The sequence below is a fragment of the Franconibacter pulveris genome, from assembly GCF_056780215.1.
In genome coordinates this window covers 4,477,446-4,500,320 of record NZ_CM165555.1, presented here as the reverse complement: position 1 = coordinate 4,500,320, position 22,875 = coordinate 4,477,446, and the positions used below count along the sequence as shown (strand labels likewise).

General features: G+C 58.1%; 18 protein-coding genes. 9 read left to right on the top strand and 9 right to left on the bottom strand.

Going from position 1 to position 22,875, the window contains the following annotated elements:
• The first annotated feature begins 188 nt into the window (after positions 1 to 188).
• Positions 189 to 1,013: a protein bax gene (locus tag ACU4F7_RS21215; protein WP_071809072.1), complete on the top strand. Its 825-nt coding sequence runs from the start codon at positions 189 to 191 to the stop codon at positions 1,011 to 1,013.
• A 45-nt stretch (positions 1,014 to 1,058) separates the two neighbouring features.
• Here ACU4F7_RS21215 and xylR read toward each other — a convergent pair whose 3' ends face one another.
• The 4 genes from xylR to xylF all read right to left on the bottom strand — a co-directional run bounded on the left by xylR (position 1,059) and on the right by xylF (position 6,093).
• The gene (xylR, locus tag ACU4F7_RS21210; RefSeq protein WP_481637717.1) at positions 1,059 to 2,237 is read right to left on the bottom strand and encodes a D-xylose utilization transcriptional activator XylR; all 1,179 of its coding nucleotides are present in this window, start codon (positions 2,235 to 2,237) and stop codon (positions 1,059 to 1,061) included.
• Positions 2,238 to 2,335: 98 nt separating this feature from the next.
• Complete coding sequence (xylH, locus tag ACU4F7_RS21205; protein ID WP_029589878.1) at positions 2,336 to 3,517, bottom strand: xylose ABC transporter permease XylH; 1,182 nt, start codon at positions 3,515 to 3,517, stop codon at positions 2,336 to 2,338.
• Positions 3,495 to 5,036, bottom strand: a complete 1,542-nt coding sequence (locus tag ACU4F7_RS21200) for a xylose ABC transporter ATP-binding protein (protein ID WP_029589877.1) — start codon at positions 5,034 to 5,036, stop codon at positions 3,495 to 3,497. The genes xylH and ACU4F7_RS21200 overlap by 23 nt, the downstream gene beginning before the upstream one ends.
• A gap of 64 nt (positions 5,037 to 5,100) precedes the next feature.
• On the bottom strand, positions 5,101 to 6,093 hold the full coding sequence (gene xylF, locus ACU4F7_RS21195; RefSeq protein ID WP_024557803.1) for a D-xylose ABC transporter substrate-binding protein: 993 nt from the start codon (positions 6,091 to 6,093) through the stop codon (positions 5,101 to 5,103).
• A 381-nt stretch (positions 6,094 to 6,474) separates the two neighbouring features.
• Between xylF and xylA the strand changes: the two genes are divergently transcribed.
• From xylA to ACU4F7_RS21175, 4 genes are all read left to right on the top strand, one after another.
• Positions 6,475 to 7,797 carry a xylose isomerase gene (xylA, locus tag ACU4F7_RS21190; RefSeq protein ID WP_024557804.1) on the top strand — a complete coding sequence of 441 codons (1,323 nt, stop codon included), beginning with the start codon at positions 6,475 to 6,477 and terminating at the stop codon, positions 7,795 to 7,797.
• Between the two features lie 46 nt (positions 7,798 to 7,843).
• Positions 7,844 to 9,298 carry a xylulokinase gene (xylB, locus tag ACU4F7_RS21185; RefSeq protein WP_481637716.1) on the top strand — a complete coding sequence of 485 codons (1,455 nt, stop codon included), beginning with the start codon at positions 7,844 to 7,846 and terminating at the stop codon, positions 9,296 to 9,298.
• 185 nt (positions 9,299 to 9,483) lie between these two features.
• Positions 9,484 to 10,026 carry an isochorismatase family protein gene (locus tag ACU4F7_RS21180; RefSeq protein ID WP_481637715.1) on the top strand — a complete coding sequence of 181 codons (543 nt, stop codon included), beginning with the start codon at positions 9,484 to 9,486 and terminating at the stop codon, positions 10,024 to 10,026.
• Entirely contained in the window at positions 10,023 to 10,940 is a 918-nt protein-coding gene (locus ACU4F7_RS21175) for a GlxA family transcriptional regulator (RefSeq protein WP_029589874.1), read from the top strand. Before ACU4F7_RS21180 ends, ACU4F7_RS21175 begins: the two co-directional genes overlap by 4 nt.
• Here ACU4F7_RS21175 and ACU4F7_RS21170 read toward each other — a convergent pair.
• Positions 10,933 to 11,928: an acyltransferase gene (locus ACU4F7_RS21170; protein WP_481637714.1), complete on the bottom strand. Its 996-nt coding sequence runs from the start codon at positions 11,926 to 11,928 to the stop codon at positions 10,933 to 10,935. The two genes, ACU4F7_RS21175 and ACU4F7_RS21170, sit on opposite strands and share 8 nt — an antisense overlap.
• 174 nt (positions 11,929 to 12,102) lie before the next feature.
• On the opposite strand from ACU4F7_RS21170, the gene ACU4F7_RS21165 reads away from it, so the two are divergent.
• The 4 genes from ACU4F7_RS21165 (at position 12,103) to ACU4F7_RS21150 (ending at position 16,276) form a co-directional block, all read left to right on the top strand.
• On the top strand, positions 12,103 to 12,417 hold the full coding sequence (locus ACU4F7_RS21165) for a YsaB family lipoprotein (RefSeq protein ID WP_029589872.1): 315 nt from the start codon (positions 12,103 to 12,105) through the stop codon (positions 12,415 to 12,417).
• Between the two features lie 118 nt (positions 12,418 to 12,535).
• Complete coding sequence (gene glyQ / locus ACU4F7_RS21160; RefSeq protein WP_024554918.1) at positions 12,536 to 13,447, top strand: glycine--tRNA ligase subunit alpha; 912 nt, start codon at positions 12,536 to 12,538, stop codon at positions 13,445 to 13,447.
• Positions 13,448 to 13,456: 9 nt separating this feature from the next.
• The gene (gene glyS / locus ACU4F7_RS21155; RefSeq protein WP_481637713.1) at positions 13,457 to 15,526 is read left to right on the top strand and encodes a glycine--tRNA ligase subunit beta; all 2,070 of its coding nucleotides are present in this window, start codon (positions 13,457 to 13,459) and stop codon (positions 15,524 to 15,526) included.
• A 48-nt stretch (positions 15,527 to 15,574) separates the two neighbouring features.
• On the top strand, positions 15,575 to 16,276 hold the full coding sequence (locus tag ACU4F7_RS21150; RefSeq protein ID WP_481637712.1) for a hypothetical protein: 702 nt from the start codon (positions 15,575 to 15,577) through the stop codon (positions 16,274 to 16,276).
• A 75-nt stretch (positions 16,277 to 16,351) separates the two neighbouring features.
• Here the strand turns inward: ACU4F7_RS21150 and ACU4F7_RS21145 are convergent, their stop codons facing one another.
• From ACU4F7_RS21145 to ACU4F7_RS21130, 4 genes are all read right to left on the bottom strand, one after another.
• Positions 16,352 to 16,642 (bottom strand): HTH-type transcriptional regulator, encoded by a 291-nt coding sequence (locus ACU4F7_RS21145; protein WP_029589869.1) that lies wholly within the window; start codon positions 16,640 to 16,642, stop codon positions 16,352 to 16,354.
• Positions 16,643 to 16,893: 251 nt separating this feature from the next.
• Complete coding sequence (locus ACU4F7_RS21140) at positions 16,894 to 18,267, bottom strand: aromatic acid/H+ symport family MFS transporter (RefSeq protein ID WP_481637711.1); 1,374 nt, start codon at positions 18,265 to 18,267, stop codon at positions 16,894 to 16,896.
• A 333-nt stretch (positions 18,268 to 18,600) separates the two neighbouring features.
• Positions 18,601 to 22,164 (bottom strand): urea carboxylase, encoded by a 3,564-nt coding sequence (gene uca / locus ACU4F7_RS21135; RefSeq protein WP_481637710.1) that lies wholly within the window; start codon positions 22,162 to 22,164, stop codon positions 18,601 to 18,603.
• 75 nt (positions 22,165 to 22,239) lie between these two features.
• Positions 22,240 to 22,875 (bottom strand): urea amidolyase associated protein UAAP2, encoded by a 636-nt coding sequence (locus ACU4F7_RS21130; protein WP_481637709.1) that lies wholly within the window; start codon positions 22,873 to 22,875, stop codon positions 22,240 to 22,242.

The following is a 22,875-nucleotide window of genomic DNA, read 5'->3' as shown; positions in this document are numbered from 1 at the left end:
CGTAAAAAATTGACGACTTTTATTTTTAATAATCAAAGAGTTGTAAAAATCATACGTGACAGTTTTTAGGATTTGGACTATTTCTTTTGATGTTATCGACCGGTATTTTTGATACGATTTCAAATTCGTTTCTTAAATATTTGTGAAAAATAAGGTGTTGGAATGCTTATATCCGACCAGGAGAGCTGATGATATCGACTCGATTACACCGATTCGGGGCCGCGATATTCATGTTGATCACCCTTGGCATATCGGGTGAGGTGCTGGCAAAAGAGCACACAACTAAGAAGACCCACACAGCCCACGTAACAGCAATAAAAGACGGTAAAAATCTGGCGAGCAGTAAAAAAGAGTATTCTCGCAATAGTGAAAGCGGTTCACTTCCTGACTTGCGAAAATACCCTTCCGGGACACCAAGGAAAAAGGCGTTTCTCCGGACAGTAATGCCCTATATTACCAGTCAAAACGCGGCAATTACGGCAGACCGTAACTGGCTTATCTCTAAGCAGTATGAAGGTCGTTGGTCGCCGAGTGAACGCGCGCGCCTGAAAGATATCACGAAGCGCTACAAGATTAGCTGGAGCGGCAATACCAAACGCATTCCGTGGAATACGCTGCTTGAGCGCGTGGATATTATTCCAACCAGCATGGTAGCGACCATGGCGGCGGCGGAAAGCGGCTGGGGCACCTCTAAGCTTGCGCGCAGTAACAATAATCTGTTCGGCATGAAGTGTGCGAAACGCCACTGCAATAATGAGCCGGGCAAGGTGAAAGGTTATTCGCACTTTACTTCGGTAAAAGAATCCGTGAATGCTTATGTAGTAAATCTGAATACGCACCCGGCTTACAACTCCTTCCGTAAATCACGCGCCCAGCTGCGCAAAGCGGATCAGGAAATTACCGCGAGCAATATGATTCATAAGCTCAAGGGCTATTCGACGAAAGGTAAGAGCTATAACAATTACCTGTTTGCCATGTACCAGGATAATGCCCGGTTGCTTTCGGCAAACTAAGCGGGTAGATAAAACGCCTTCCAGCCGGAAGGCGTTTTGTATTGCTTAAATCAGCACTTCGCTATACCTGTCCCGATAATCTTTCGGGGTCGACTCGTAAGCCTTTTTAAACACCGAGTAAAAATATTGCAGCGAAGGGTAGCCGCACATTTGAGAGATCTCGTTAATGGTTAACGAGGTAGAAATAAGCAGGCTGCGCGCTTTATCCAGCTTTTCCGCATGAATAACCGCGTGAATGGTTTCGCCCACCTCTTCTTTAAAGCGCTTTTCCAGATTAGAGCGGGAGATGCCTACGGCATCCAGCACCTGTTCAACTTTAATGCCTTTGCAGGCGTGATTGCGGATGTAATGCATCGCCTGGATAACTGCCGGGTCATGCAGTGAACGGTAATCCGTGGAGCGCCGTTCTACGACACGCACGGGCGGCACCAGCACGCGCTGCAACGGCATCGGCTCATTATCGAGCAGGCGATGCAGTAACTTAGCTGCCTGATAGCCCATCTGTCGCGTACCCTGCGCCACTGAAGAGAGCGCCACGCGCGACAAATAGCGCGTCAGCTCTTCGTTATCAATGCCGATAACGCACAGCTTTTCCGGCACGGGAATGTGCAAATGTTCGCAAACCTGTAGAAGGTGGCGCGCCCGCGCATCCGTCACGGCGATAATGCCGGTCTGGGGCGGCAGGGTTTGCAGCCAGTCCGCCAGTCGGTTTTGCGCGTGTTGCCAGTTTTCCGGCGCGGTCTCCAGCCCCTGGTAGATGACGCCCCGGTATTTCTCCCGCGCCACCAGCTGGCTGAAAGCGTGTTCGCGCTCCGCCGCCCAGCGTTTGCCGCTGGAAGCGGGCAGGCCATAAAAGGCGAAGCGATTGACGCCTTTTTCTTTAAGGTGCAGGAAGGCGCTCTCTACCAGCGCCTGGTTATCGGTAGCGATGTAATGCACCGCCGGATAGTGCTCAGGCAAATGATAAGATCCGCCGACGCCGACAATCGGCACGTCAACGTCGGCCAGCAGCGTCTCTATCTCCCGGTCATCAAAGTCGGCGATGACGCCATCGCCTAACCACTCTTTGATATTGTCGATACGGGCGCGGAAATCCTCTTCGATAAAAATATCCCACTCCGATTGTGAAGCCTGTAAATACTCACCCACACCCTCAACGACCTGGCGGTCATACGCTTTATTCGCGTTAAATAACAATGTAATGCGGTGACGCTTCTCAAACATAGTGTTGATTTCCAGGCCCATAACCTGTGTCTGAATACCATATTCCGGCGGCGAGCGGCGAACCCCGCGCTGACATTGTGATCTGCCGCCGGGTTTGTTCAGGCGCGACGCTTGGTTGCCGAATCCATCCAGACGGCGAGCAGCAGAATGGCGCCTTTAACGATGTACTGCCAGAAGGTGGGCACATCCATCATGCTCATGCCGTTATCCAACGAAGCCATAATAAATGCGCCCATCACCGCGCCGGCCACGCTGCCGATACCGCCTGCCAGGCTGGTGCCGCCAATCACGCAAGCGGCGATGGCGTCCAGTTCCGCAATATTCCCGGCCGAAGGCGAGCCTGCGCCCAGGCGGGAGCTGAGAATTAACCCTGCGATAGCGACCATTAAGCCATTGATGGCAAAGACGGCAAGCTTGGTGCGCTCCACGTTAATACCGGAGAGGCGCGCCGCTTCCAGGTTGCCGCCAATAGCGTAAATGCGCCGGCCAAATGCGGTACGGGTCGCCATAAACAGGCCGCCCAGCAGCAGAAAGGCCAGGATCAGCACCGGGGTCGGCACGCCGCGATAGTCATTCAGCAGCCAGATAGCGCCCAGCACAACGATAGCGGTAATAGCCTGGCGTCCCACTACGCCGCCTGAGGCGGGCGCGCTGAGACCCAGCGCCTGACGACGCATACGTCCCCGCCACTGCCAGACGATAAACGCGCCTAAACCCAGCGCGCCTACCGCAAAACCGACGCCATCCGGCAGGTAGCTCTGCCCGATTTGCGACATCGCCGCGCTGGTGGGCGAGACAGTAGTACCGTTAGTGATGCCTATCAGCACGCCGCGAAACGCCAGCATGCCGGCGAGCGTGACGATAAACGAAGGGACTTTGCGGTAGGCGACCCACCAGCCGTTCCAGGCGCCAAGCAGCAGCCCCAGCAACAGAGTGACGACCACCGTCAGCGGCAGCGGCCAGCCCAGCCAGACGTCAAAAATCGCCGCCGCGCCGCCAAGCAGGCCCATCATCGAGCCCACAGAGAGGTCGATTTCGGCCGAGATAATCACAAACACCATCCCTACCGCCAGAATGCCGGTAATGGCGGTCTGGCGCAGCAGGTTCGAAACGTTCCGGGCGCTCAGATAAGCGCCGTCGGTCATAAAGGTGAAAAAGAGCATGATGGCGACGATGGCGGCAATCATGACAAAAACTTGTAGATTCAGCGCGCGCAAGTTGCCGAGCGGCGTCGCCAGCGGCGCGGCCAGTTTCATTTCAGACGGGTTGCTTTTCGACATGGCTGTCGCTCCTCAGTGCGGCTTCCATCACCTGCTCCTGGGTCAGGTTATGGTTGATAAGATTGGCTTTCAGGCGGCCTTCATGCATCACCAGTACGCGGTCGCTCAGGCCCAGCACTTCCGGCAGTTCGGAAGAGATAACGATGACCGCGATCCCCTGTTGCACCAGTTGGTTAATCAGTTTGTAGATCTCATATTTGGCTCCGATATCGATGCCGCGGGTGGGTTCATCCAGAATCAGCACCCGGGGGTTAAGCAGCAGGCAGCGCGCAAGAATCGCTTTTTGCTGATTGCCGCCGCTTAAGCGGCCGATAGCGAGCATGGGCGAGGCCGTTTTCACCTTCAGCCGCTGTAGCGACTGTAAGATGCACTGCTGCTCGGCCGCGTCGTCCAGCGCGCTTAGCGCGCCGGAAAAGTTATCCAGCGCCGCCAGCGTAATGTTCTGTCCGACCGCCATTACCGGCACAATGCCGTCTCTCTTGCGATCCTCCGGCACCATGGCGATGCCGTGCGCGATGGCCTGCTTGCAGTTAGCTATCGTCACCGGTTTGCCGTCGATAAAGATTTTGCCTTCATGACGGCCAGGCCAGACGCCGAACAGGCACTGCACCGCTTCTGTGCGTCCGGCGCCCACCAGGCCTGCGATGCCAAGAATTTCACCGCGGCGCAGTGAAAAAGAGACATTATTCACCCGTTTGATGTGCCGGTTAACCGGATGCCAGGCGGTCAGGTTTTCCACGCGCAGGATCTCTTCGCCCGCTGTGTGCGGCTCGTTAGGGTAGAGCGCTGTCAGCTCCCGGCCGACCATCATGGTGATGATATCCTCCTCGCGCATCTGTTCGGCTTCCCGCGTGCCGATGTGCTGTCCGTCGCGGATAACGCAGATGGTGTCGGAAATCGCCTTTACCTCGTTCAGCTTGTGGGAGATATAAATGCAGGCGATGCCGTGGTTTTGCAGGTCGCGGATAATCTCCAGCAGCACGGCGGTTTCCTGTTCGGTGAGCGACGCGGTGGGCTCATCCAGAATCAACAACCGCACTTGCTTATTCAGCGCCTTGGCGATTTCAACCAGCTGCTGTTGGCCGAGACCTAAATCGCCGACCCGGGTATCGGGTGAGATAGCGAGGCTGACCTGGGCGAGCAGCTTCTGGCAGCGCAGCGTCATGGTGTCGTAATCCAGTACGCCGCGGTGCGTTATCTCGGCGCCAAGAAAAATGTTTTCCAGCACCGTCAGGTGCTTCACAAGAGCCAGCTCCTGATGAATTATCGCGATGCCTTTACGCTCGGTATCGCGAATGTGGTTCGCCTCCAGTTTTTCTCCGGCGAACCAAATTTCGCCCTCGTAGCTGCCGTGCGGGTAGATGCCGCAGAGCACTTTCATCAACGTTGATTTACCAGAGCCGTTTTCGCCGCACAGCGAAAGCACCTCGCCCGGATTCAGCGAGAGCGTGACGTTATCCACCGCTTTCACCGCGCCGAACGCTTTAGTGATGTTTTTCATTTCGAGTAAGTAAGGCATAGCACCCTCGCCCGACGTTCATACAGCAGCAAAGCGCCCATGGCGAACCATGAGCGCCGCCAGGTTAAAGCTCGCTTTTCTTATGAAAACCATCTTTGATGACGGTGGTTTCGATATTGCTTTTATCCACTTCGATAGGCGTCAACAGGCGCGCCGGCACCTCTTTCAGACCGTTATTGAGCGTGGCGTCCGATTTCGGTTTTTGATCGTTGCCAAGCTCTACCGCTATTTCTGCCGCGGTATTAGCAAGTTGCGTAATAGGTTTATAAACCGTCATGGTCTGCGTGCCGGCGATAATACGCTTCACGCCCGCAAGGTCCGCATCCTGCCCGGAAATAGCCACTTTGCCCGCGAGCCCCTGAGCGCTCAGCGCCTGAATAGCGCCGCCCGCCGTGGCGTCGTTGGAGGCGACCACCGCGTCAATTTTGTTATTGTTCGCCGTCAGCGCGTTTTCCATGATTTTCAGCGCGTTTTCCGGCAGCCAGCCATCGGCCCACTGATCGCCGACAATTTTAATTTTGCCTTCATCGATATAAGGCTTTAATACTTTCATTTGCCCGGCGCGGAATAACTTCGCGTTATTATCTACTGGCGAGCCGCCCATCAGGAAATAATTTCCCTGAGGCACTTTGTCGACCAGGCTTTTAGCTTGTAATTCACCGACTTTTTCATTGTCGAAAGAGATATAGAAATCGATATCGGCATTATTAATCATGCGGTCGTAAGCGAGAACTTTAATTCCTTCGCGTTTCGCTTCCGCCACAACATTGCTTAATACCTGGCCGTTGTAGGGAATAATAACCAGCACATCCACGCCGCGGTTAATCATGTTTTCAATTTGCGACATTTGCGTCTCTTCGTTGCCGTTGGCCGACTGCACGAAAACTTTCGCGCCTAACGATTCCGCTTTGCTGACGAAGATGTCGCGATCCTTTTGCCAGCGCTCAAGGCGCAGGTCATCAATAGCCATGCCGATTTTGACTTCTTTAGCGATGCCGCTGAAGCTCGAAAGCATCAGCGAGGCGCACAGGGTAACGAGTAGGGTTTTCATTTTCATAGCGTTAATACCTGTAGTAGGGGTGAGAAAGGTCGTACAACCATTAAGGCTAAAGGCAAAGAGATACTTTCAGACGCTGGCAATTTTTAGCGCAGACTCGCCTGTTATCAATTACAGATTTTTATCTTCTGATTATGATTTTTTGTTTATTTTTGCTTTTATGACGGCGATCGAATTTCAATTTTCAATGCATAGCGCAGTTTCAAGAAAGTGGAATAAGCCTCGAAGATGTTTATTTCATTTTGCACGCTATTTTGCGAGCCGCCGCACATTTGCGCATTCTCTTAATCGCAGTGTGAAATAACGTAATTGAGCAGAACGAAAGGTAATTCCAGGATAAAGCCATCCTCGCTGGAACGGTCCCTGATTACGGAGTCAATTATGCAAAATTATTTCGACCAACTTGAGCGCGTGCGTTACGAAGGTCCGACGACCACCAACCCGCTGGCGTTTCGCCACTACAATCCTGACGAGAAGGTGATGGGCAAGCGCATGGAAGAGCACCTGCGCTTCGCGGCGTGTTACTGGCACACCTTCTGCTGGAATGGCTCGGATATGTTCGGCGTGGGCGCCTTCGACCGCCCGTGGCAACAGCCGGGCGACGCGCTGGCGCTTGCGAAACGCAAAGCGGACGTGGCGTTTGAATTCTTTCACAAGCTGAACGTGCCCTATTACTGCTTCCATGATGTGGACGTCTCGCCGGAAGGCGCATCGCTGAAAGAATACCTGAACAATTTTGCGCAGATGGTCGACGTGCTGGCGGAAAAGCAGCAGCAAAGCGGCGTGAAGCTCTTGTGGGGCACGGCGAACTGCTTTACTAACCCGCGCTACGGCGCCGGGGCCGCCACCAACCCGGATCCGGAAGTCTTCTCCTGGGCGGCAACGCAGGTTGTAACGGCGATGAACGCCACGCATCAACTGGGCGGGGAAAACTATGTGCTGTGGGGTGGACGCGAAGGGTATGAAACGCTGCTCAACACCGACCTGCGTCAGGAGCGCGAGCAGATTGGCCGCTTCATGCAGATGGTGGTGGAGCATAAACACAAAATCGGCTTTCGCGGCACGCTGTTAATAGAGCCGAAACCGCAGGAACCGACTAAGCACCAGTATGATTATGACGTCGCGACGGTTTACGGCTTCCTCAAGCAGTTCGGCCTTGAAAAAGAAATTAAGGTAAATATCGAGGCGAACCACGCCACGCTCGCGGGTCACGCCTTCCATCATGAAATCGCCACGGCTATCGCGCTCGGCATCTTCGGTTCGGTAGACGCCAACCGCGGCGACCCGCAGCTTGGCTGGGATACCGATCAGTTCCCCAACAGCGTGGAGGAAAACGCGCTGGTGATGTATGAAATCCTTAAAGCGGGCGGCTTTACGACTGGCGGGTTGAACTTCGACGCCAAAGTGCGCCGCCAGAGCACCGATAAATACGATCTCTTTTATGGCCATATCGGCGCGATGGACACCATGGCGCTTTCGCTGAAGATTGCGGCGCGGATGCTGGAAGAGGGCGAGCTGGATAAGCGCGTCGCTAAACGCTACGCGGGCTGGAATGGTGAGCTGGGCCAGCAAATTTTGAAAGGGCAGCTGACGCTCGCGGAGCTGGCGAAGTACGCTGAACAGCATAATTTCGCGCCGCGTCATCAGAGTGGCCACCAGGAGCTGCTGGAAAACCTGGTTAATCACTATCTGTTTGATAAATAAAAGCCAGCGCCGCCACGAGGCGGCGCTTTTTTAAGGAGTCGCCGCTATGTATGTCGGAATCGATCTCGGGACATCGGGAGTCAAAGCGATACTGCTGGATGAGCAAGGAACGCTGTTAGCCTCGCATACGGCGCCGTTAAGCGTGTCGCGACCGCATCCGCTCTGGTCTGAGCAAGATCCGCAGGCGTGGTGGCAGGCAACGGACGACGCCATGAAGGCGCTGGGCGCTAAGCAGAGCCTGCGCGGCGTTAAGGCGCTTGGTCTGACCGGGCAGATGCACGGCGCCACGCTGCTGGATAAGCAACAGCGCGTGCTGCGCCCGGCGATTTTATGGAATGACGGCCGCAGCGGCGAAGAATGCGCGCTGCTGGAAGCGAACATTGAAACTTCCCGCGCGATCACCGGCAACCTGATGATGCCGGGCTTTACCGCGCCGAAGCTGCTGTGGGTGGAGCGTCATGAGCCGGAAATTTTCGCTCAGGTAGACAAAGTTTTGCTGCCAAAAGATTATCTTCGCCTGCGCATGACGGGCGACTTCGCCAGCGATATGTCCGATGCGGCGGGCACAATGTGGCTTGATGTGGCGAAGCGCGACTGGAGCGACCTCATGCTGGAGGCGTGCCGGCTTACGCGCGACAACATGCCCGCGCTGTTTGAAGGCAGCGAAATTACCGGCGTGCTGAAAGCGGATGTGGCTGAGGCGTGGGGCATGCCAGCCGTGCCTGTGGTGGCGGGCGGCGGCGACAACGCGGCGGGCGCCGTCGGCGTCGGTATGGTGGATTCCGGCCAGGCGATGCTGTCGCTCGGCACCTCCGGCGTCTATTTCGCGGTGAGCGACGGCTTTCGCGCAAAGCCGGAAAGCGCGGTGCACAGTTTCTGCCACGCGTTGCCCAACCGCTGGCATCTGATGTCGGTCATGTTAAGCGCCGCTTCCTGCCTCGACTGGGCCGCAAAACTGACCGGGCTTCACAGCGTGCCGGCGCTGCTTGAAGCGGCGCAAAACGCGCGCGGCGATGCGGGCGTTATCTGGTTTTTACCCTACCTTTCCGGCGAGCGCACGCCGCACAACAACCCACAGGCGAAAGGGGTCTTTTTCGGTTTGACGCATCAGCACGGTCCGGCGGAGCTGGCGCGCGCCGTGCTGGAAGGGGTGGGTTATGCGCTGGCGGATGGCATGGACGCGGTGCATGCCTGCGGCATCGAACCGCAAAGCGTAACGCTTATTGGCGGCGGCGCGCGCAGCGGTTACTGGCGGCAAATGCTGGCGGATATCAGCGGCAAAACGCTGGATTACCGCACCGGTGGCGACGTGGGGCCAGCTCTTGGCGCGGCGCGGCTGGCGCAAATCGCCCTTTCGCCCGGACAATCCCTGCACCAGCTTCTGCCGCAGCTGCCGCTTGAGCAGCAACACCTGCCCGATAACGAGCGCTATCAGCGCTACGCCGGGCGGCGGGAAACCTTCCGCCAGATCTATCAGCAACTGCTGCCGCTGATGTCATAGCGAAGAGACTGCAAGCGTATCGCGCAAGGCGAGAGGTTAAAAATCCCTTTTTTTGTCGTATAAGCGCGCCAGCAGGCGCGCTTTTTCGTTGTCCTGAACCAGCCTGTTTCTGTCCTTTTCTGGTCTGCTCACGGCGGCGAACCTCGCGCACAATGGCTACGAATCCCCTTTACCGGAGTCCGAAAATGACACGTAGCGCATTGCTTAATATCGATACCCAGTGTTCCTTCTTTCACCGCCATTACTGGCAGGAAACGGAGTTTCCGGCCTTTCAGCAGGCGCTAAGCGAGCTTATTCGCGGCTGCGAAGCGCTTCAGGTGCCGGTAGTGGATATTTTTCACGTGGACGGTGACGATGTCTTTACGCTGGAGTCCGGCTTTGTCACGCCGATGCCCTTTTTAACCCATCGTCCGGCGGTCGCTTTTCATAAGCATGTGCATAACGCTTTTACCGACACCGGGCTGGATCGCTGGTTGCGCGGGCGTGATATTAATCATCTGATAATCGCTGGCATCCGCACCGAACAGTGCTGCGAAACCACTGCGCGAGTAGCTTCCGACCTTGGCTATAAGGTAACGTTTGTCAGCGAAGCCACGCTGACTTTCCCGATGACGTGGCAGGGTGTGACGCTGGACGCGCAAACCCTGCGGCATCGTACCGAAACGGTGCTGCAGGGCCGCTTCGCTTCCATTCTCACCGTAGCGCAAACGCTGGAGCAGCTTGCATGATGACAGATGTCTGGTTTGTGGTGTTGCCGGGTGTACTCGCGCTGGATATGACCGGCCCGGCGGAGACGCTGCGGCTGGCGGGCGGGCGCTTTCGTCTGCGCTACATTGGGCCGGACGCAGAGGTGGAAACCTCAATTGGGCTGAAAATAAGCGGCATTGCGCCGCTGCCGGAGCACCTGCCCGCAGGCAGCCTGCTGGTGGTGCCGGGCGCGGAAGATTCAGCCCGCTGGTTCGCCACGCCGCAGGCGGAAACGGTACGCCGCTGGCTGACGCGCCAGCAGCCGCAGATCCACAGCCAGCAGCTTACGCTGGTCTGCATCTGCTCGGGCGCGTTGCTGGCCGCCCGCGCCGGGCTAATGCACGGCGTCGCCTGCACCACGCACCACGACGTGCTGGAGCGGCTCAAAGCTGCCGCGCCGGGCGCGCTGGTGCGGGAAAACCGCATTTTTGTCGAGGACCGAGGGATCTGGACCAGCGCCGGCATTACTTCCGGCATTGACCTCTCGCTGCACCTGATTAACCGGATCTGCGGGCCGCAGACGGCGCTGGACGTGGCGCGAGAGATGGTGGTCTGGCTGCGCCGCTCCGGCGACGATCCGCAGCTTTCGCCCTGGCTGCGTTATCGCAACCATCTGCATCCGGCCATTCACCGCGCTCAGGATCTGCTGGCGGCCGCGCCGCAGCGCGCCTGGAGCCTGCCCGTATTAGCGGAAAAAGTACACGTCAGCCCGCGTCATTTGTCGCGGCTTTTTCAGCAGCACCTCGGCATTAGCGTGCGGGATTATCTGGAGCACCTGCGCCTCGCCGTGGCGGAACAGTGCCTGCTGCAAGGGCAGAGGACCGAGCAGGCGGCGCTGGCGGCCGGGTTCTCCTCGCCGCGCCAGTTTCATCGCGCCCGCGGTCGCGCTAGCTGACCAGCCGTCGAGTGTCGATGCGCTGCAACAGCATGGAAAGCAGCAGCGAGCCTGCCAGCGTTGCGCCGAATATCCACGCGAGATCCAGCACCGGCCAGGCGGTGAATTCAATATCATGCGTGCGCAGAAAATGAATAAACAGCGCATGAAAGCCGTAAATGCCCAGCGAATGGCGGGAAATAAAGCCGAGTACCGGCAGCGGGCGTCCATTGAGCGTATTTTTCACCAGCACCAGCAGGCTGATAGCGGCGATAAACACCAGCGGGCCGCAGTAGATGTAAAAGATATCTGAGAAATTGCCCTGGATTTCCAACTGCGTATGGGTGCCGGTTGAAATCATCACCACGCACAATACGAATAAAAACGCCGCCACCGCGCTGACCACGCCGTTTTTCGTCTCCAGCATGCCGATAGCCCGGCCAAGCAGACCATAAAGCACGTAGTAAAAGGTATCGCCGCGAATATAAAGGTTGATCGGCAGCCATTTCACATCGTGGATGACCTGCGGCACGGTATTCGGATTGGCGATGACCCCCAGCAACACCATCAGTCCCAGAATCGTTGTGGCGTTGACCGTTTTTACGCAGATAAGCGGCGAAAGCAGGTAGATGACCGTAATCGCGAAGAAAAACCACAGGTGATAAAAAACCGGCTTCTGAAACAGATAGATAAGCGAAAGCCGCGGGCTGATGGGCGTTAAGAGCGAAATGTAGATAAACGCGACCGTGCTATAGAACAGCAGACAGAGCGCGATGCGCAGAAAGTGGCGCTGTCCGGCGCTGCGCTCGCCGAAAAAAAGATAGCCGGAAATCATAAAAAAGAGCGGCACGCTGACGCGCGAAGCGGAGTTCAGCACGTTCGCTAAATCCCAGCTCCAGGCGCTGACCTGGCCTGAATTGGTGATGTACCAGGTGGTGGTGTGAATCACCACCACCATCAGGCAGGCGATGCCGCGCAGGTTATCTATCCAGTTAATTTTTTGCTGCATGCCATCCTCTGTACCATCTTTATTCTCTGGTGGCGTTATCCGCCCGGAACAATCTGAGTTTAGCGTTGGCCGGTTGCCTGCGGTTGCGGGGTTTCGCACAATGCGGCCCCTTTCTGTGACGGACCACGGCATAAACGCGGAAAAGTCGATACCTTAACATGGAGATAACAAGTAATGGCGAAGCGGTTTCTCTGTATGGTGCTGGCGACTTCTGTTCTGACGACGGGCTGCATGATGCAGCAATCAGAGCCGCAGCATGCCCAGAACGCGCAAAAGACGCACTTAACCGCGGCGCGTTCGCTGGATATGGAGCAACTGTGCAAAGGGGAAGCCGCGCACCGCTACAACACCGGGCCGCAGCAGGTTAACGTCGTCGGGTTCGATACTTTTCAGGGAAGCTATGAATTACGCGGCTATACCGCTCGCGAAGAAGGTTTTACCTGCTCTTTTGACGCTGACGGTCGCTTTTTACACCTTTCCATGCGCTAGCACCTCACTCTTCCTTCAACAGCCGGGTTTTGTACGCGGATCCGGGCTGTATATCTTGCGGTCAATGGGTATACTGACCGCTTCCCTATAAAACCACTCGTATCGCGTGCGAAATTATATGCAAAAGTTTGATACCAGGACCTTTCAGGGCCTGATTCTGACGCTTCAGGATTACTGGGCTCGCCAGGGCTGCACCATCGTTCAACCTTTGGACATGGAAGTCGGCGCCGGAACGTCTCACCCCATGACCTGCCTGCGGGCGCTCGGACCTGAGCCTATCGCGGCGGCCTACGTACAGCCTTCCCGCCGTCCCACCGACGGCCGTTACGGCGAAAACCCGAACCGCTTACAGCACTACTACCAGTTCCAGGTGATCATCAAGCCGTCGCCGGACAACATTCAGGAGCTTTACCTGGGCTCGCTGAAAGAGCTGGGCATGGACCCGACCATTCACGATATCCGCTTCGTTGAAGACAACTGGGAAAACCCGACGCTGGGCGCCTGGGGTCTTGGCTGGGAAGTGTGGCTCAATGGTATGGAAGTCACCCAGTTCACCTATTTCCAGCAGGTAGGCGGTCTGGAGTGCAAGCCGGTTACGGGTGAGATCACTTACGGTCTTGAGCGTCTGGCGATGTATATCCAGGGCGTCGACAGCGTTTACGATCTGGTGTGGAGCGACGGTCCGCTGGGTAAAACCACCTACGGCGACGTGTTCCATCAGAACGAAGTAGAGCAGTCCACCTACAACTTTGAATACGCGGATGTGGATTTCCTCTTCACCTGCTTTGAGCAGTACGAGAAAGAAGCGCAGCAGTTGCTGGCGCTGGAAACGCCGCTGCCGCTGCCAGCCTACGAACGTATTCTGAAAGCCGCGCACAGCTTCAACCTGCTGGATGCCCGCAAAGCCATCTCGGTAACCGAGCGCCAGCGCTACATTCTGCGTATCCGTACGCTGACCAAAGCTGTGGCTGAGGCCTACTACGCTTCCCGCGAAGCGCTGGGCTTCCCGATGTGCAACAGGAATAAATAAGAGGCTGCCATGTCTGAAAAAACTTTTCTGGTGGAGATTGGCACTGAAGAGCTGCCGCCAAAAGCCCTGCGCAGCCTTGCGGAATCTTTTGCTGCGAACTTCACGGCTGAACTGGACGCTGCGGGCCTGACCCATGGCGAGGTGAAATGGTACGCGGCGCCGCGCCGCCTGGCGGTGAAAGTGGCGAGTCTCGCCGCTTCTCAGCCCGACCGCGAAGTGGAAAAGCGCGGCCCGGCCGTGTCGGCGGCGTTTGACGCTGAAGGCAAACCGAGCAAAGCAGCGGAAGGCTGGGCGCGAGGCTGCGGCATTACCGTCGACCAGGCGGAACGCCTCACCACCGACAAAGGCGAATGGCTGCTTTATCGCGCCCATGTGAAGGGCGAAAGCGTGCAGGCGCTGCTGCCAGCGATGGTCAACACTGCGCTTGCTAAGCTGCCGATTCCAAAACTGATGCGCTGGGGCGATTCCGACGTCCAGTTCGTGCGTCCGGTGCATACCGTTACCCTGCTGCTGGGCGACGAGGTCGTGCCCGCCACCGTGCTCGGCATCGATTCTGACCGCGTGATCCGCGGCCACCGCTTTATGGGCGAGCCGGAATTCCCGTTGGATAACGCCGATCAGTATCCGGAAATCCTGCTGGAGCGCGGCAAAGTCATCGCGGATTACGAAGCGCGTAAAGCGAAGATTAAAGCGGATGCCGAAGCGGCGGCCCGTCAGATTGGCGGCAACGCCGACTTAAGCGACAGCCTGCTGGAAGAAGTCGCCTCGCTGGTGGAATGGCCGGTGGTGCTGACGGCGAAATTCGAAGAGAAATTCCTCGCGGTGCCTGCCGAGGCGCTGGTCTACACCATGAAAGGCGACCAGAAATACTTCCCGGTTTACGGCAACGACGGCAAGCTGCTGCCGCACTTCATCTTTGTGGCGAACATTGAGTCTAAAGATCCGCAGCAGATTATCTCCGGTAACGAAAAAGTGGTGCGCCCGCGTCTGGCGGATGCGGAGTTCTTCTTCAATACCGACCGCAAAAAGCGTCTGGAAGATCATCTGCCGCGCCTGGAAACCGTGCTGTTCCAGCAGCAGCTCGGCACCCTGCGCGATAAAACCGACCGCATTCAGGCGCTGGCCGGCTGGATTGCCGGGCAGACGGGCGCAGATGTCAACCACGCGACCCGCGCAGGCCTGCTCTCTAAATGCGACCTGATGACCAACATGGTGTTCGAGTTTACCGACACCCAGGGCGTGATGGGGATGCACTACGCGCGTCACGACGGCGAAGCCGAAGATGTGGCGGTTGCGCTGAACGAGCAGTACCAGCCGCGCTTCGCGGGCGATGACCTGCCTTCTAACCCGGTCGCCTGCGCGCTGGCGATTGCCGACAAAATGGATACCCTGGCGGGCATCTTCGGCATCGGTCAGCATCCGAAAGGGGATAAAGACCCGTTCGCGCTGCGCCGCGCCGCGCTTGGCGTGCTGCGTATTATCGTTGAGAAAAACCTGCCGCTCGATCTGCAAACGCTGACCGAAGAAGCGGTGCGCCTCTACGGCAGCAAGCTGACCAACGCTAACGTGGTGGATGACGTTATCGACTTCATGCTGGGCCGCTTCCGCGCCTGGTATCAGGAAGAAGGCCACAGCGTGGATACCATCCAGGCGGTGCTGGCGCGTCGTCCGACCAAACCGGCGGATTTCGACGCCCGCATGAAGGCGGTATCGCACTTCCGCACGCTGGAAGAGGCCGCTGCGCTGGCCGCCGCCAACAAGCGTGTTTCTAACATCCTTGCGAAGTCGACCGAACAGCTGAACGAGACGGTTCACGCTTCGGTGCTGAAAGAGCCGGCGGAGATTAAGCTTGCGGGTAACCTTGTTGTGCTGCGCGATAAGCTGCAACCCTATTTCGCCGAAGGGCGTTACCAGGATGCGCTGATTGAGCTTGCCGCCCTGCGCGAGCCGGTGGATGAGTTCTTCGACAAGGTGATGGTGAACGCGGAAGAGCACGAGGTGCGCATCAACCGCCTGACGCTGCTTGCAAAACTGCGTGAGCTATTCTTGCAGGTGGCGGATATCTCGCTGCTGCAATAAGCCTGATGAAACCCGCCGCAAGGCGGGTTTTTTTATGTGAGGGCTAACATGAAATTAGCGTTAACACTGGCGCTGGCAGGCATTTTCAGCGCGCCACTGTATGCGGCGGACGATGCCGCGCCCTTTATCAACCAGCATTACCAGCCTGCCTCTGCCGGGGAGTGGCGCAAAACCGATACGCCGGGTTTTGTTTATCGCCGCTGTCTTGATAAGCCCATCAGCGCGCAGCAGCGAATCCTTGTGATGTGCGGCGAAGGCGATAACGATAACAGCGCCGGCGCCGACAGCGGCTATTTCGATATCTGGTATCTGACCGGGAATGAAGCGATAAGCCTGCCGGGCGAGCAGGGCGCGGGGCGTTACGGCCAGTCTGGCGACGTGCAGGCGGTGCGAATGGGCGACCAGTGGGGCGTTGTGACGAAAACCGCCTATTCGCTTCAGGGCTTTACCCAGGATTTTGAGCGTTACTACGTTCGGCTTGGCGAGCGAATCGCCAACGTGGCGACCGTAACAGTGTACTCCGATAACCTTGGCTTCTGCGATCCCACGGAAAAAGCGGGCTGCAAGCCGGATGAGCTGGAGGTAAAGGTGACGTTTGGCGAAATGCAGCCCGGCAAACGCTTGCCGGACATGCAGCTTACGGCAAAAGGCAAACTTGCAGGCGAAGCGATGAATAAACGCTGGTCGCTGCCTTTTGATGAAAAAACGCAGCGCTATCCTGTTCCGGAAGTGCTGAATATCGGCTACTAAAAACAGAAAACCCCGCTTCAGATGGCGGGGTTTATTTTTTACTTTTTTTTAAACGTTAAAATCAAACAGACCGGATTATTCCATCAGTTGCTGACTTAGCTTCGGGTTGGCCTGAATCAGGCGCATCAGCTTAAGTTCAGTACTGGAAGGTTTTACTCGTTTTGATTCCCATTCCTGCACCATGGCGACGCTGACGCCCATCACACGGGCAAGTTCAGCCGTTTTCAGCCCCATGCTCTTACGCAGTTTTTCAAATTCTGAGAAGGCATTAGGTTTCTGCGCCGGGGTAACTTTTTGTGGTACGTCCTTAAATACAATCTGCTCAAGGCTGCTGAGCAGCTCAGCCATAGGCTCTTTATATTCCATTGAGAACTCCTCATACATCACACAGCGGGATCGTGAACTTCTAAGAAGCTTCTTAAGGATAGTTCGGAAAATATAAATTGCGCCTGCGTCTGCTAATTAATTTTGCAATTGATGCTTTTTTATGCTTATTGAACGACTGGTTAAGCACATCAGGTGGGGTTAACTGCCTGAATAATCAGTTAACCCGTTGAGCTAAGTATAATTTTGTAAATCGTTATGCGGGCGGCGAATAACCGCCCGCCGCGTTAGCGTTACGCTTTTTGCGCCGCTTTATTGAGTGGATTGTCAGCTACCCGCTCTTCTTTCGGGCGTCGCAGGCTGGCGTAATATTTCACCATCAGCGCCAGCGCGGAAAGCGCCGCCGGGATCGCCAGCAGCATAAAAATTGTGCGGAAAGCGAGTTCGGCCTGCATTAAAAATGCGCCGCTGAAAGCGCCCAGGATACCGCCGAAGCGGCCCAGACCGAGCATCCAGGCCACGCCCGTCGCACGCCCCTGCGTCGGGTAAAAGCCCGCCGCCAGCGCCGGCATGGAAGACTGCGCGCCGTTCATGATGGTGCCGGCGATAAACACCATGACGCCCATCAGCGCCAGGCTGCTCGTCGAGAAGCCCACCAGGCAGACGAACAGCCCGGTCAGCAGGTAACCCACCGCCACCACTTTGTTCGGGTTCAGCCTGTCCATCAGCGCGCCGATAATCAGCACGCCAATCCCGCCGCCAAGCGGGAAGAGGGCGGTAATGATCGACGCCTGGCTTAAGCTCGCGCCGGTTTCGCGGATCAGCAGCGGCAGCCAGGAGGTCAGCAGATAGAAAATCAGCAGGCCCATAAAGTAGGTGAGGCAGAGCATCAGCGTGCCGACCAGATAGCGCGGCGAGAAGATAACGCCGAGCGCCGATTTCTCCTTCACCTGGCCGGGCTCATGCAGCACGAAATGGCTTTGTTCCGGCAGGGGCGCGATGCGCCGGAGAATGGCGGCTACCTGCGGCTGCGGTTTATTGTGCGCCACCAGATAGCGCGCCGATTCCGGCAGCAGGAAAATCAGCACTACGGCGAGCATCAGCGGCATCACGCCGCCCAGCACCAGCACGCTTTGCCAGCCGTAATGGGGGATAAGCCAGGCGGAGATAAAGCCGCCCATCGATGAGCCTATCGGGAAGCCGACAAACATCAGGTTAACCAGCAACGCGCGTTTGCGCTCCGGCGCATATTCCGACATCAGCGTGGCGGCGTTCGGCATCGCTGCGCCAAGCCCGAGGCCGGTTAAAAAGCGCAGCAGCGCCAGCTGGTTAAGCGAACTGGCGAAGGCGGTGAGCAGGCTGAAGCCGCCAAACACCAGAATGGAGAGCACCAGCACCTTCTTGCGTCCGATGCGGTCCGCCATCGGCCCGGCGGTAAGCGCGCCGAAAGCGAGCCCGACCAGGGCTGCGCTCATTACCGGGCCGAGCGCCGATTTTTCCACCCCCCACTCCTGCACAAGGTCGGAGGCGATAAAGCCGATAATGGCGGTGTCGAAGCCATCCAGCGCCACGGTAATAAAGCAGAGCACGAGGATCATCCACTGGTAACGGGAAAAGGGATGCTCGTTGATAAACGTCTGAATATCAGTAGTCGTTTTGTTTGTCATAGGGCACGTCCTGCTGGGGCGGGCGCAGGCAACAGAGGTAAGGGTGTCGGGCGCCGCCGGAGTTGACCTGTTATGTTCGATTATCGAACAGTTATTCGTTAATCGTTCATTTAATCAAACCATTGCGCTGGCGTTCCGGCAATCATGCGCGCCGCGTAAGCGTGCGATAATCGTACGATCCGGCGCCTGAACGACGATGTTAAACGGTTATCCTGTTGATAACTAAAATATTAAAACATAAGCGAGGCGGTAAAACCGGGAGGCGGATTTGTGATGGACTTAACGAACTATTAACATTTTACGCCAGGCTTCCCTGCCCGGCGAAAAAGCGCGTTAGGCGGCGCGCTCAATCAGCATCAGCAACTGACCGGCCTGAACCTGATGCCCCTGCTGACGCTGGAGCGCATGCACCGTGCCGTCCACCGGTGCGGTGACGGGGATTTCCATTTTCATCGACTCCAGGATGCCGATAATCTGCCCCTCGCGCACCTGCTCGCCCGGCTGCACCAGCCACTGCCAGACGCTGCCCGCCACCTGGCTCTCCACGCCATGACAGCTTTCCGGGATAGCTTCATCGCCGAGCGGCTGCTCATCCAGCGTACTGTCGAAAGTGAACTGCCCCTCGGCGCGCCAGCGCGCCAGCTCCTCATCAAACGCCTGCTGGCGGCGCTGCTGAAAGGCCTCGATGGTCTGCGCCTCGTCCTGCAACATCTGCTGATAAGCGCTCAGGCTGAACTCGCCCTCTTCAACGCGCAACGGGTAATCGCCCCACGGGAAGCGCTCGCGAATATCGAGCAGTTCCTCATGGCTGACCGGGTAGAAGCGGATCTGGTCGAAGAAGCGCAGCAGCCACGGCTGGGTGAAGGCTGCGGTCTGGCGGTCGCGGTTCCACATCTGCATCGTGCGGCCGATAAACTGGTAGCCGCCTGGTCCTTCCATGCCATACACGCACAGATAAGCGCCGCCGATGCCCACCGAGTTTTCCGCAGTCCAGGTGCGCGCCGGGTTGTACTTGGTGGTGACCAGCCGGTGGCGCGGGTCGAGCGGCGTCGCCACCGGCGCGCCGAGATAAACATCCCCCAGCCCCATCACCAGGTATGAAGCCTCAAACACAATCGCTTTCACCTGCTCAACGCTCTCCAGCCCGTTAATACGGCGGATAAATTCGATGTTGCTCGGGCACCATGGCGCGCCCGGGCGCACCGACTGGGTATAACGGGTAATGGCTTCGCGGCAGGCCTCGTCATCCCACGAGAGCGGCAGCCAGACGGTGCGCGAAGGGACGCGGGCGTCATGCAGATCGCCAAGCGACAGATCCGCTTCGATCACCGCGTTTAACAGGATCGAACGCGGGCAGATCGTCGGGTCGAAATGAATCTGTAGCGAGCGGATCCCGGGCGTCATTTCCAGACGGCCCGGCTGTGGTTCGCTTTCAAGCCGTTGCATTAGCGCGTGTACGCGAAAACGTAGCGCGATATCCAGCGTCAGCTCGCCATATTCCACCAGCAGGAAGCTATCGCCCGCCGCGCGCACGGTCATGGCGGGCATGCCGTCACGCGCCGCGTCTTGCCAGAGAATGGGCGAGGGAAGGGAGGCGACGGCGACAGCCGGGGCGACTTCATCGGTGCTGTCGGCTTCTTCAAGCGTGACCGGCACAAACGTCAGCGTATCGCCCGCTTTCAGCTGGCCGAGCTTCCAGAGATCTTTTTGAATCACCGTCGCCGGACAGACAAAGCCGCCCAGCGAAGGGCCGTCCGGGCCGAGAATCACGGGCATGTCGCCGGTGAAATCGACGGTGCCGAAGGCGTAGGCGTTATCGTGAATATTGGAAGGGTGCATGCCCGCCTCGCCGCCGTCGGGGCGCGCCCACTGCGGTTTCGGGCCGATCAGGCGAATGCCGGTGCGGCTGGAGTTGTAGTGCACCTGCCAGCGCGCGGCGAAAAAGGCCTCAATGTCCTCTTCGGTAAAAAAGGCGGGCGCGCCGTGCGGGCCGTAAATCACCCGCAGCTGCCAGTGGTTCGTTATCGCCGGATAAGCCGTCGCAGGCAGCGAGGCCTGTGGACGCCGTTCCGGCGCCCCAAGGTGCAGCACATCGCCGGTGCGCAGCGCGCGCCCGACATGACCGCCAAATTTACCCAGGGTGAACGTGCTGCGGCTGCCCAGATAACGTGGGCAATCCAGCCCGCCGGCGAACAGCAGGTAGCTGCGACAGCCCGCGCCGCTAATCGCGCCGAGCTTCAGCGTCTCGCCTGCGGCGATGTCTACCACCTGGCCCATCGGCAGCGGCGCTTTCTCGCGCATCGCTTCGATGGGCGCGCCGGTTAACACGACCGAGCACGCCTGGTTGAAGCGCAGCGTCGGTCCGCGCAAGGTGATTTCAAGACCGGCGGCATCCGGCGCGTTGCCGAGCAGCGCGTTGCCCAGGCGAAACGCCAGGCTGTCGAAGGGGCCGGAAGGCGGCACGCCGACGTGCCAGTAGCCGGTGCGGCCTGGCAAATCCTGAATGGTGGTCATTGTGCCGCCGCCCAGCACGTCGAGCGTGGCGGGCCGCCAGCTGACCTGGCCTAACGTGGCGGTGATCACCTCGCCTTGCCGCACCTCTGGCAGCGTCAGCAGGTGGCGCAGCCAGACAAGGTTGTTCTCAATGCCGTAAAGACGGCTCTCATCAAGCGTCGTTTGCAGGGCCGCCAGCGCCGCCGGGCGATCGGCGGCATGAACAATCACTTTCGCCAGCATCGGGTCGTAGAAAGGCGAAATCTCGCAGCCGCTGGAAAGCCAGTGGTCGATACGCAGCTGCGCGCCATCCACCGACGTTGGGAATGCCACTTCGCTTAACGTTCCCGCCACTGGCTGGAAGTTTTTCGCCGGATCTTCGGCGTAGACGCGCACCTGGATGGCGTGGCCCTGCGGCGTAGTGCGAAGCGTTTCCAGCGGCGGCAGCGTCTGCGCGCCCAGCTCCACCATCCAGCGCACAATATCGACGCCATAAACCATCTCGGTGACGCCGTGCTCCACCTGTAAGCGGGTGTTCACTTCAAGGAACCAGAACTGCTGCGCCTGGTCGTCATAAACGTACTCAACCGTGCCCGCGCTGCGGTAGTTAACCGCCTGGCACAGGCGCACCGCCGTCTGCTGCAGGGCCTGACGGGTAGCGTCTGAAAGGCGGGGCGCGGGCGTCTCTTCAATCACTTTCTGGTTGCGGCGCTGGGCGGAACAGTCACGCTCGCCGAGCGCAATCACGTTGCCTTCGCCGTCGCCAAAGACCTGCACCTCAATGTGGCGCGCCCGGGCGATAAATTTCTCTAAGAAGACGCCATCGTCGGCGAAATTGTTGCCTGCGAGACGTTTTACGCGCTCAAAAGCATCCAGCAGCGCCTGCTCGTCGTCGCAGCGCTGCATGCCGATGCCGCCGCCGCCCGCCGTGCTTTTCAGCATCACCGGATAGCCGATTTCCTGCGCGGCGGCGGCGGCCTGCGCCACATCGCGAAGCAGACCGCTGCCGGGCAGCAGCGGCACGTTGTTCTGTTCCGCCAGCTCGCGGGCGCGGTGCTTAAGGCCGAAGGCCGCCATCTGCTCTGTGGTGGGGCCAAGGAATATCACCCCTTCGGCGGCGCAGCGTTCAACAAAGCGGGCGTTTTCGCTAAGAAAACCATACCCAGGGTGAATCGCCTGCGCGCCGCTTTCGCGCACGATGGCGAAAAGTTTGTCCTGATCGAGATAAGTTTCCCGCACGTTGCCTTCGCCCAGCGGGAAAGCGGCGTCGGCGAGACGGACATGCTCGGCATGTTTATCGGCTTCGGCATACACCGCGATGGCGGTAATGCCCATTTTTTTCAGGGTACGGATGATGCGCACCGCGATGGCGCCGCGGTTGGCGATAAGAATTCGGCTTAACATAACCGGCTCTCCGGCGGGCAGGTCGTCCTGCGTTAACGTTGCGCTCTGTTGCGGGTCGTCCCGCAGCGCCGGGTATTACCAGATGGCCACTTCAACCGGGGTCGGGTTGTAGCCGTTGCAGGGGTTATTGAGCTGCGGGCAGTTGGAGATAAGCACCAGAACGTTCATTTTCGCCACCATTTCCACATATTTTCCCGGCGCGGAGATGCCGTCGGCGAACGTCAGGCCGCCTTCGCCGGTAACCGGCACGTTCATGAAGAAATTGACGTTATGGGTGATGTCGCGGCGCGTCAGGTCATATTCCGGGTGCGCCGCCACCGCCAGCATCCACGAGTCGCGGCAGGCGTGCATATGGCGTTTTTCCAGGTCATAACGCACGGTATTGCTTTCACAGGAGCAGGCGCCGCCGAGCGTGTCGTGGCGACCGCAGGTATCGGCGACGATCTCCAGCATCGGTCGGTCTTCATTTGAGCGCAGCACCGTGCCGGTAGAAAGAAAGACGTTGCGCTGGCCGCGCAGGGTGTCGGTCATGCTGTAGCGTTCGGCGGTGTCGTCGGCGTTAAAGAAGAGGGTATCCGCCGCCTGGTTGCCTTCGAGATCGGTGATGCGCAGCGTCTGTCCTTCGCCAAGGCGATAAAGCCAGTAATCTCCGGCGTTAACGGTGGCGCGGTACAGGGCGTCCGTGGTCTGGCGTGGGCTTTCGGTCAGCAT

Excerpts from the sequence above, each read along its gene's own strand:
- ACU4F7_RS21175 (WP_029589874.1), top strand. The coding sequence starts at position 10,023 with ATGATGACAGATGTCTGGTTTGTGGTGTTGCCGGGTGTACTCGCGCTG.
- uca (WP_481637710.1), bottom strand. The coding sequence starts at position 22,164 with ATGTTAAGCCGAATTCTTATCGCCAACCGCGGCGCCATCGCGGTGCGC.
- xylH (WP_029589878.1), bottom strand. The coding sequence starts at position 3,517 with ATGTCGAAAAGCAACCCGTCTGAAATGAAACTGGCCGCGCCGCTGGCG.
- ACU4F7_RS21215 (WP_071809072.1), top strand. The coding sequence starts at position 189 with ATGATATCGACTCGATTACACCGATTCGGGGCCGCGATATTCATGTTG.
- ACU4F7_RS21150 (WP_481637712.1), top strand. The coding sequence starts at position 15,575 with ATGAAATTAGCGTTAACACTGGCGCTGGCAGGCATTTTCAGCGCGCCA.
- xylB (WP_481637716.1), top strand. The coding sequence starts at position 7,844 with ATGTATGTCGGAATCGATCTCGGGACATCGGGAGTCAAAGCGATACTG.
- xylF (WP_024557803.1), bottom strand. The coding sequence starts at position 6,093 with ATGAAAATGAAAACCCTACTCGTTACCCTGTGCGCCTCGCTGATGCTT.
- ACU4F7_RS21145 (WP_029589869.1), bottom strand. The coding sequence starts at position 16,642 with ATGGAATATAAAGAGCCTATGGCTGAGCTGCTCAGCAGCCTTGAGCAG.
- ACU4F7_RS21180 (WP_481637715.1), top strand. The coding sequence starts at position 9,484 with ATGACACGTAGCGCATTGCTTAATATCGATACCCAGTGTTCCTTCTTT.
- glyS (WP_481637713.1), top strand. The coding sequence starts at position 13,457 with ATGTCTGAAAAAACTTTTCTGGTGGAGATTGGCACTGAAGAGCTGCCG.
- xylR (WP_481637717.1), bottom strand. The coding sequence starts at position 2,237 with ATGTTTGAGAAGCGTCACCGCATTACATTGTTATTTAACGCGAATAAA.
- ACU4F7_RS21165 (WP_029589872.1), top strand. The coding sequence starts at position 12,103 with ATGGCGAAGCGGTTTCTCTGTATGGTGCTGGCGACTTCTGTTCTGACG.
- ACU4F7_RS21130 (WP_481637709.1), bottom strand. The coding sequence starts at position 22,875 with ATGCTGACCGAAAGCCCACGCCAGACCACGGACGCCCTGTACCGCGCC.
- glyQ (WP_024554918.1), top strand. The coding sequence starts at position 12,536 with ATGCAAAAGTTTGATACCAGGACCTTTCAGGGCCTGATTCTGACGCTT.
- xylA (WP_024557804.1), top strand. The coding sequence starts at position 6,475 with ATGCAAAATTATTTCGACCAACTTGAGCGCGTGCGTTACGAAGGTCCG.
- ACU4F7_RS21140 (WP_481637711.1), bottom strand. The coding sequence starts at position 18,267 with ATGACAAACAAAACGACTACTGATATTCAGACGTTTATCAACGAGCAT.
- ACU4F7_RS21200 (WP_029589877.1), bottom strand. The coding sequence starts at position 5,036 with ATGCCTTACTTACTCGAAATGAAAAACATCACTAAAGCGTTCGGCGCG.
- ACU4F7_RS21170 (WP_481637714.1), bottom strand. The coding sequence starts at position 11,928 with ATGCAGCAAAAAATTAACTGGATAGATAACCTGCGCGGCATCGCCTGC.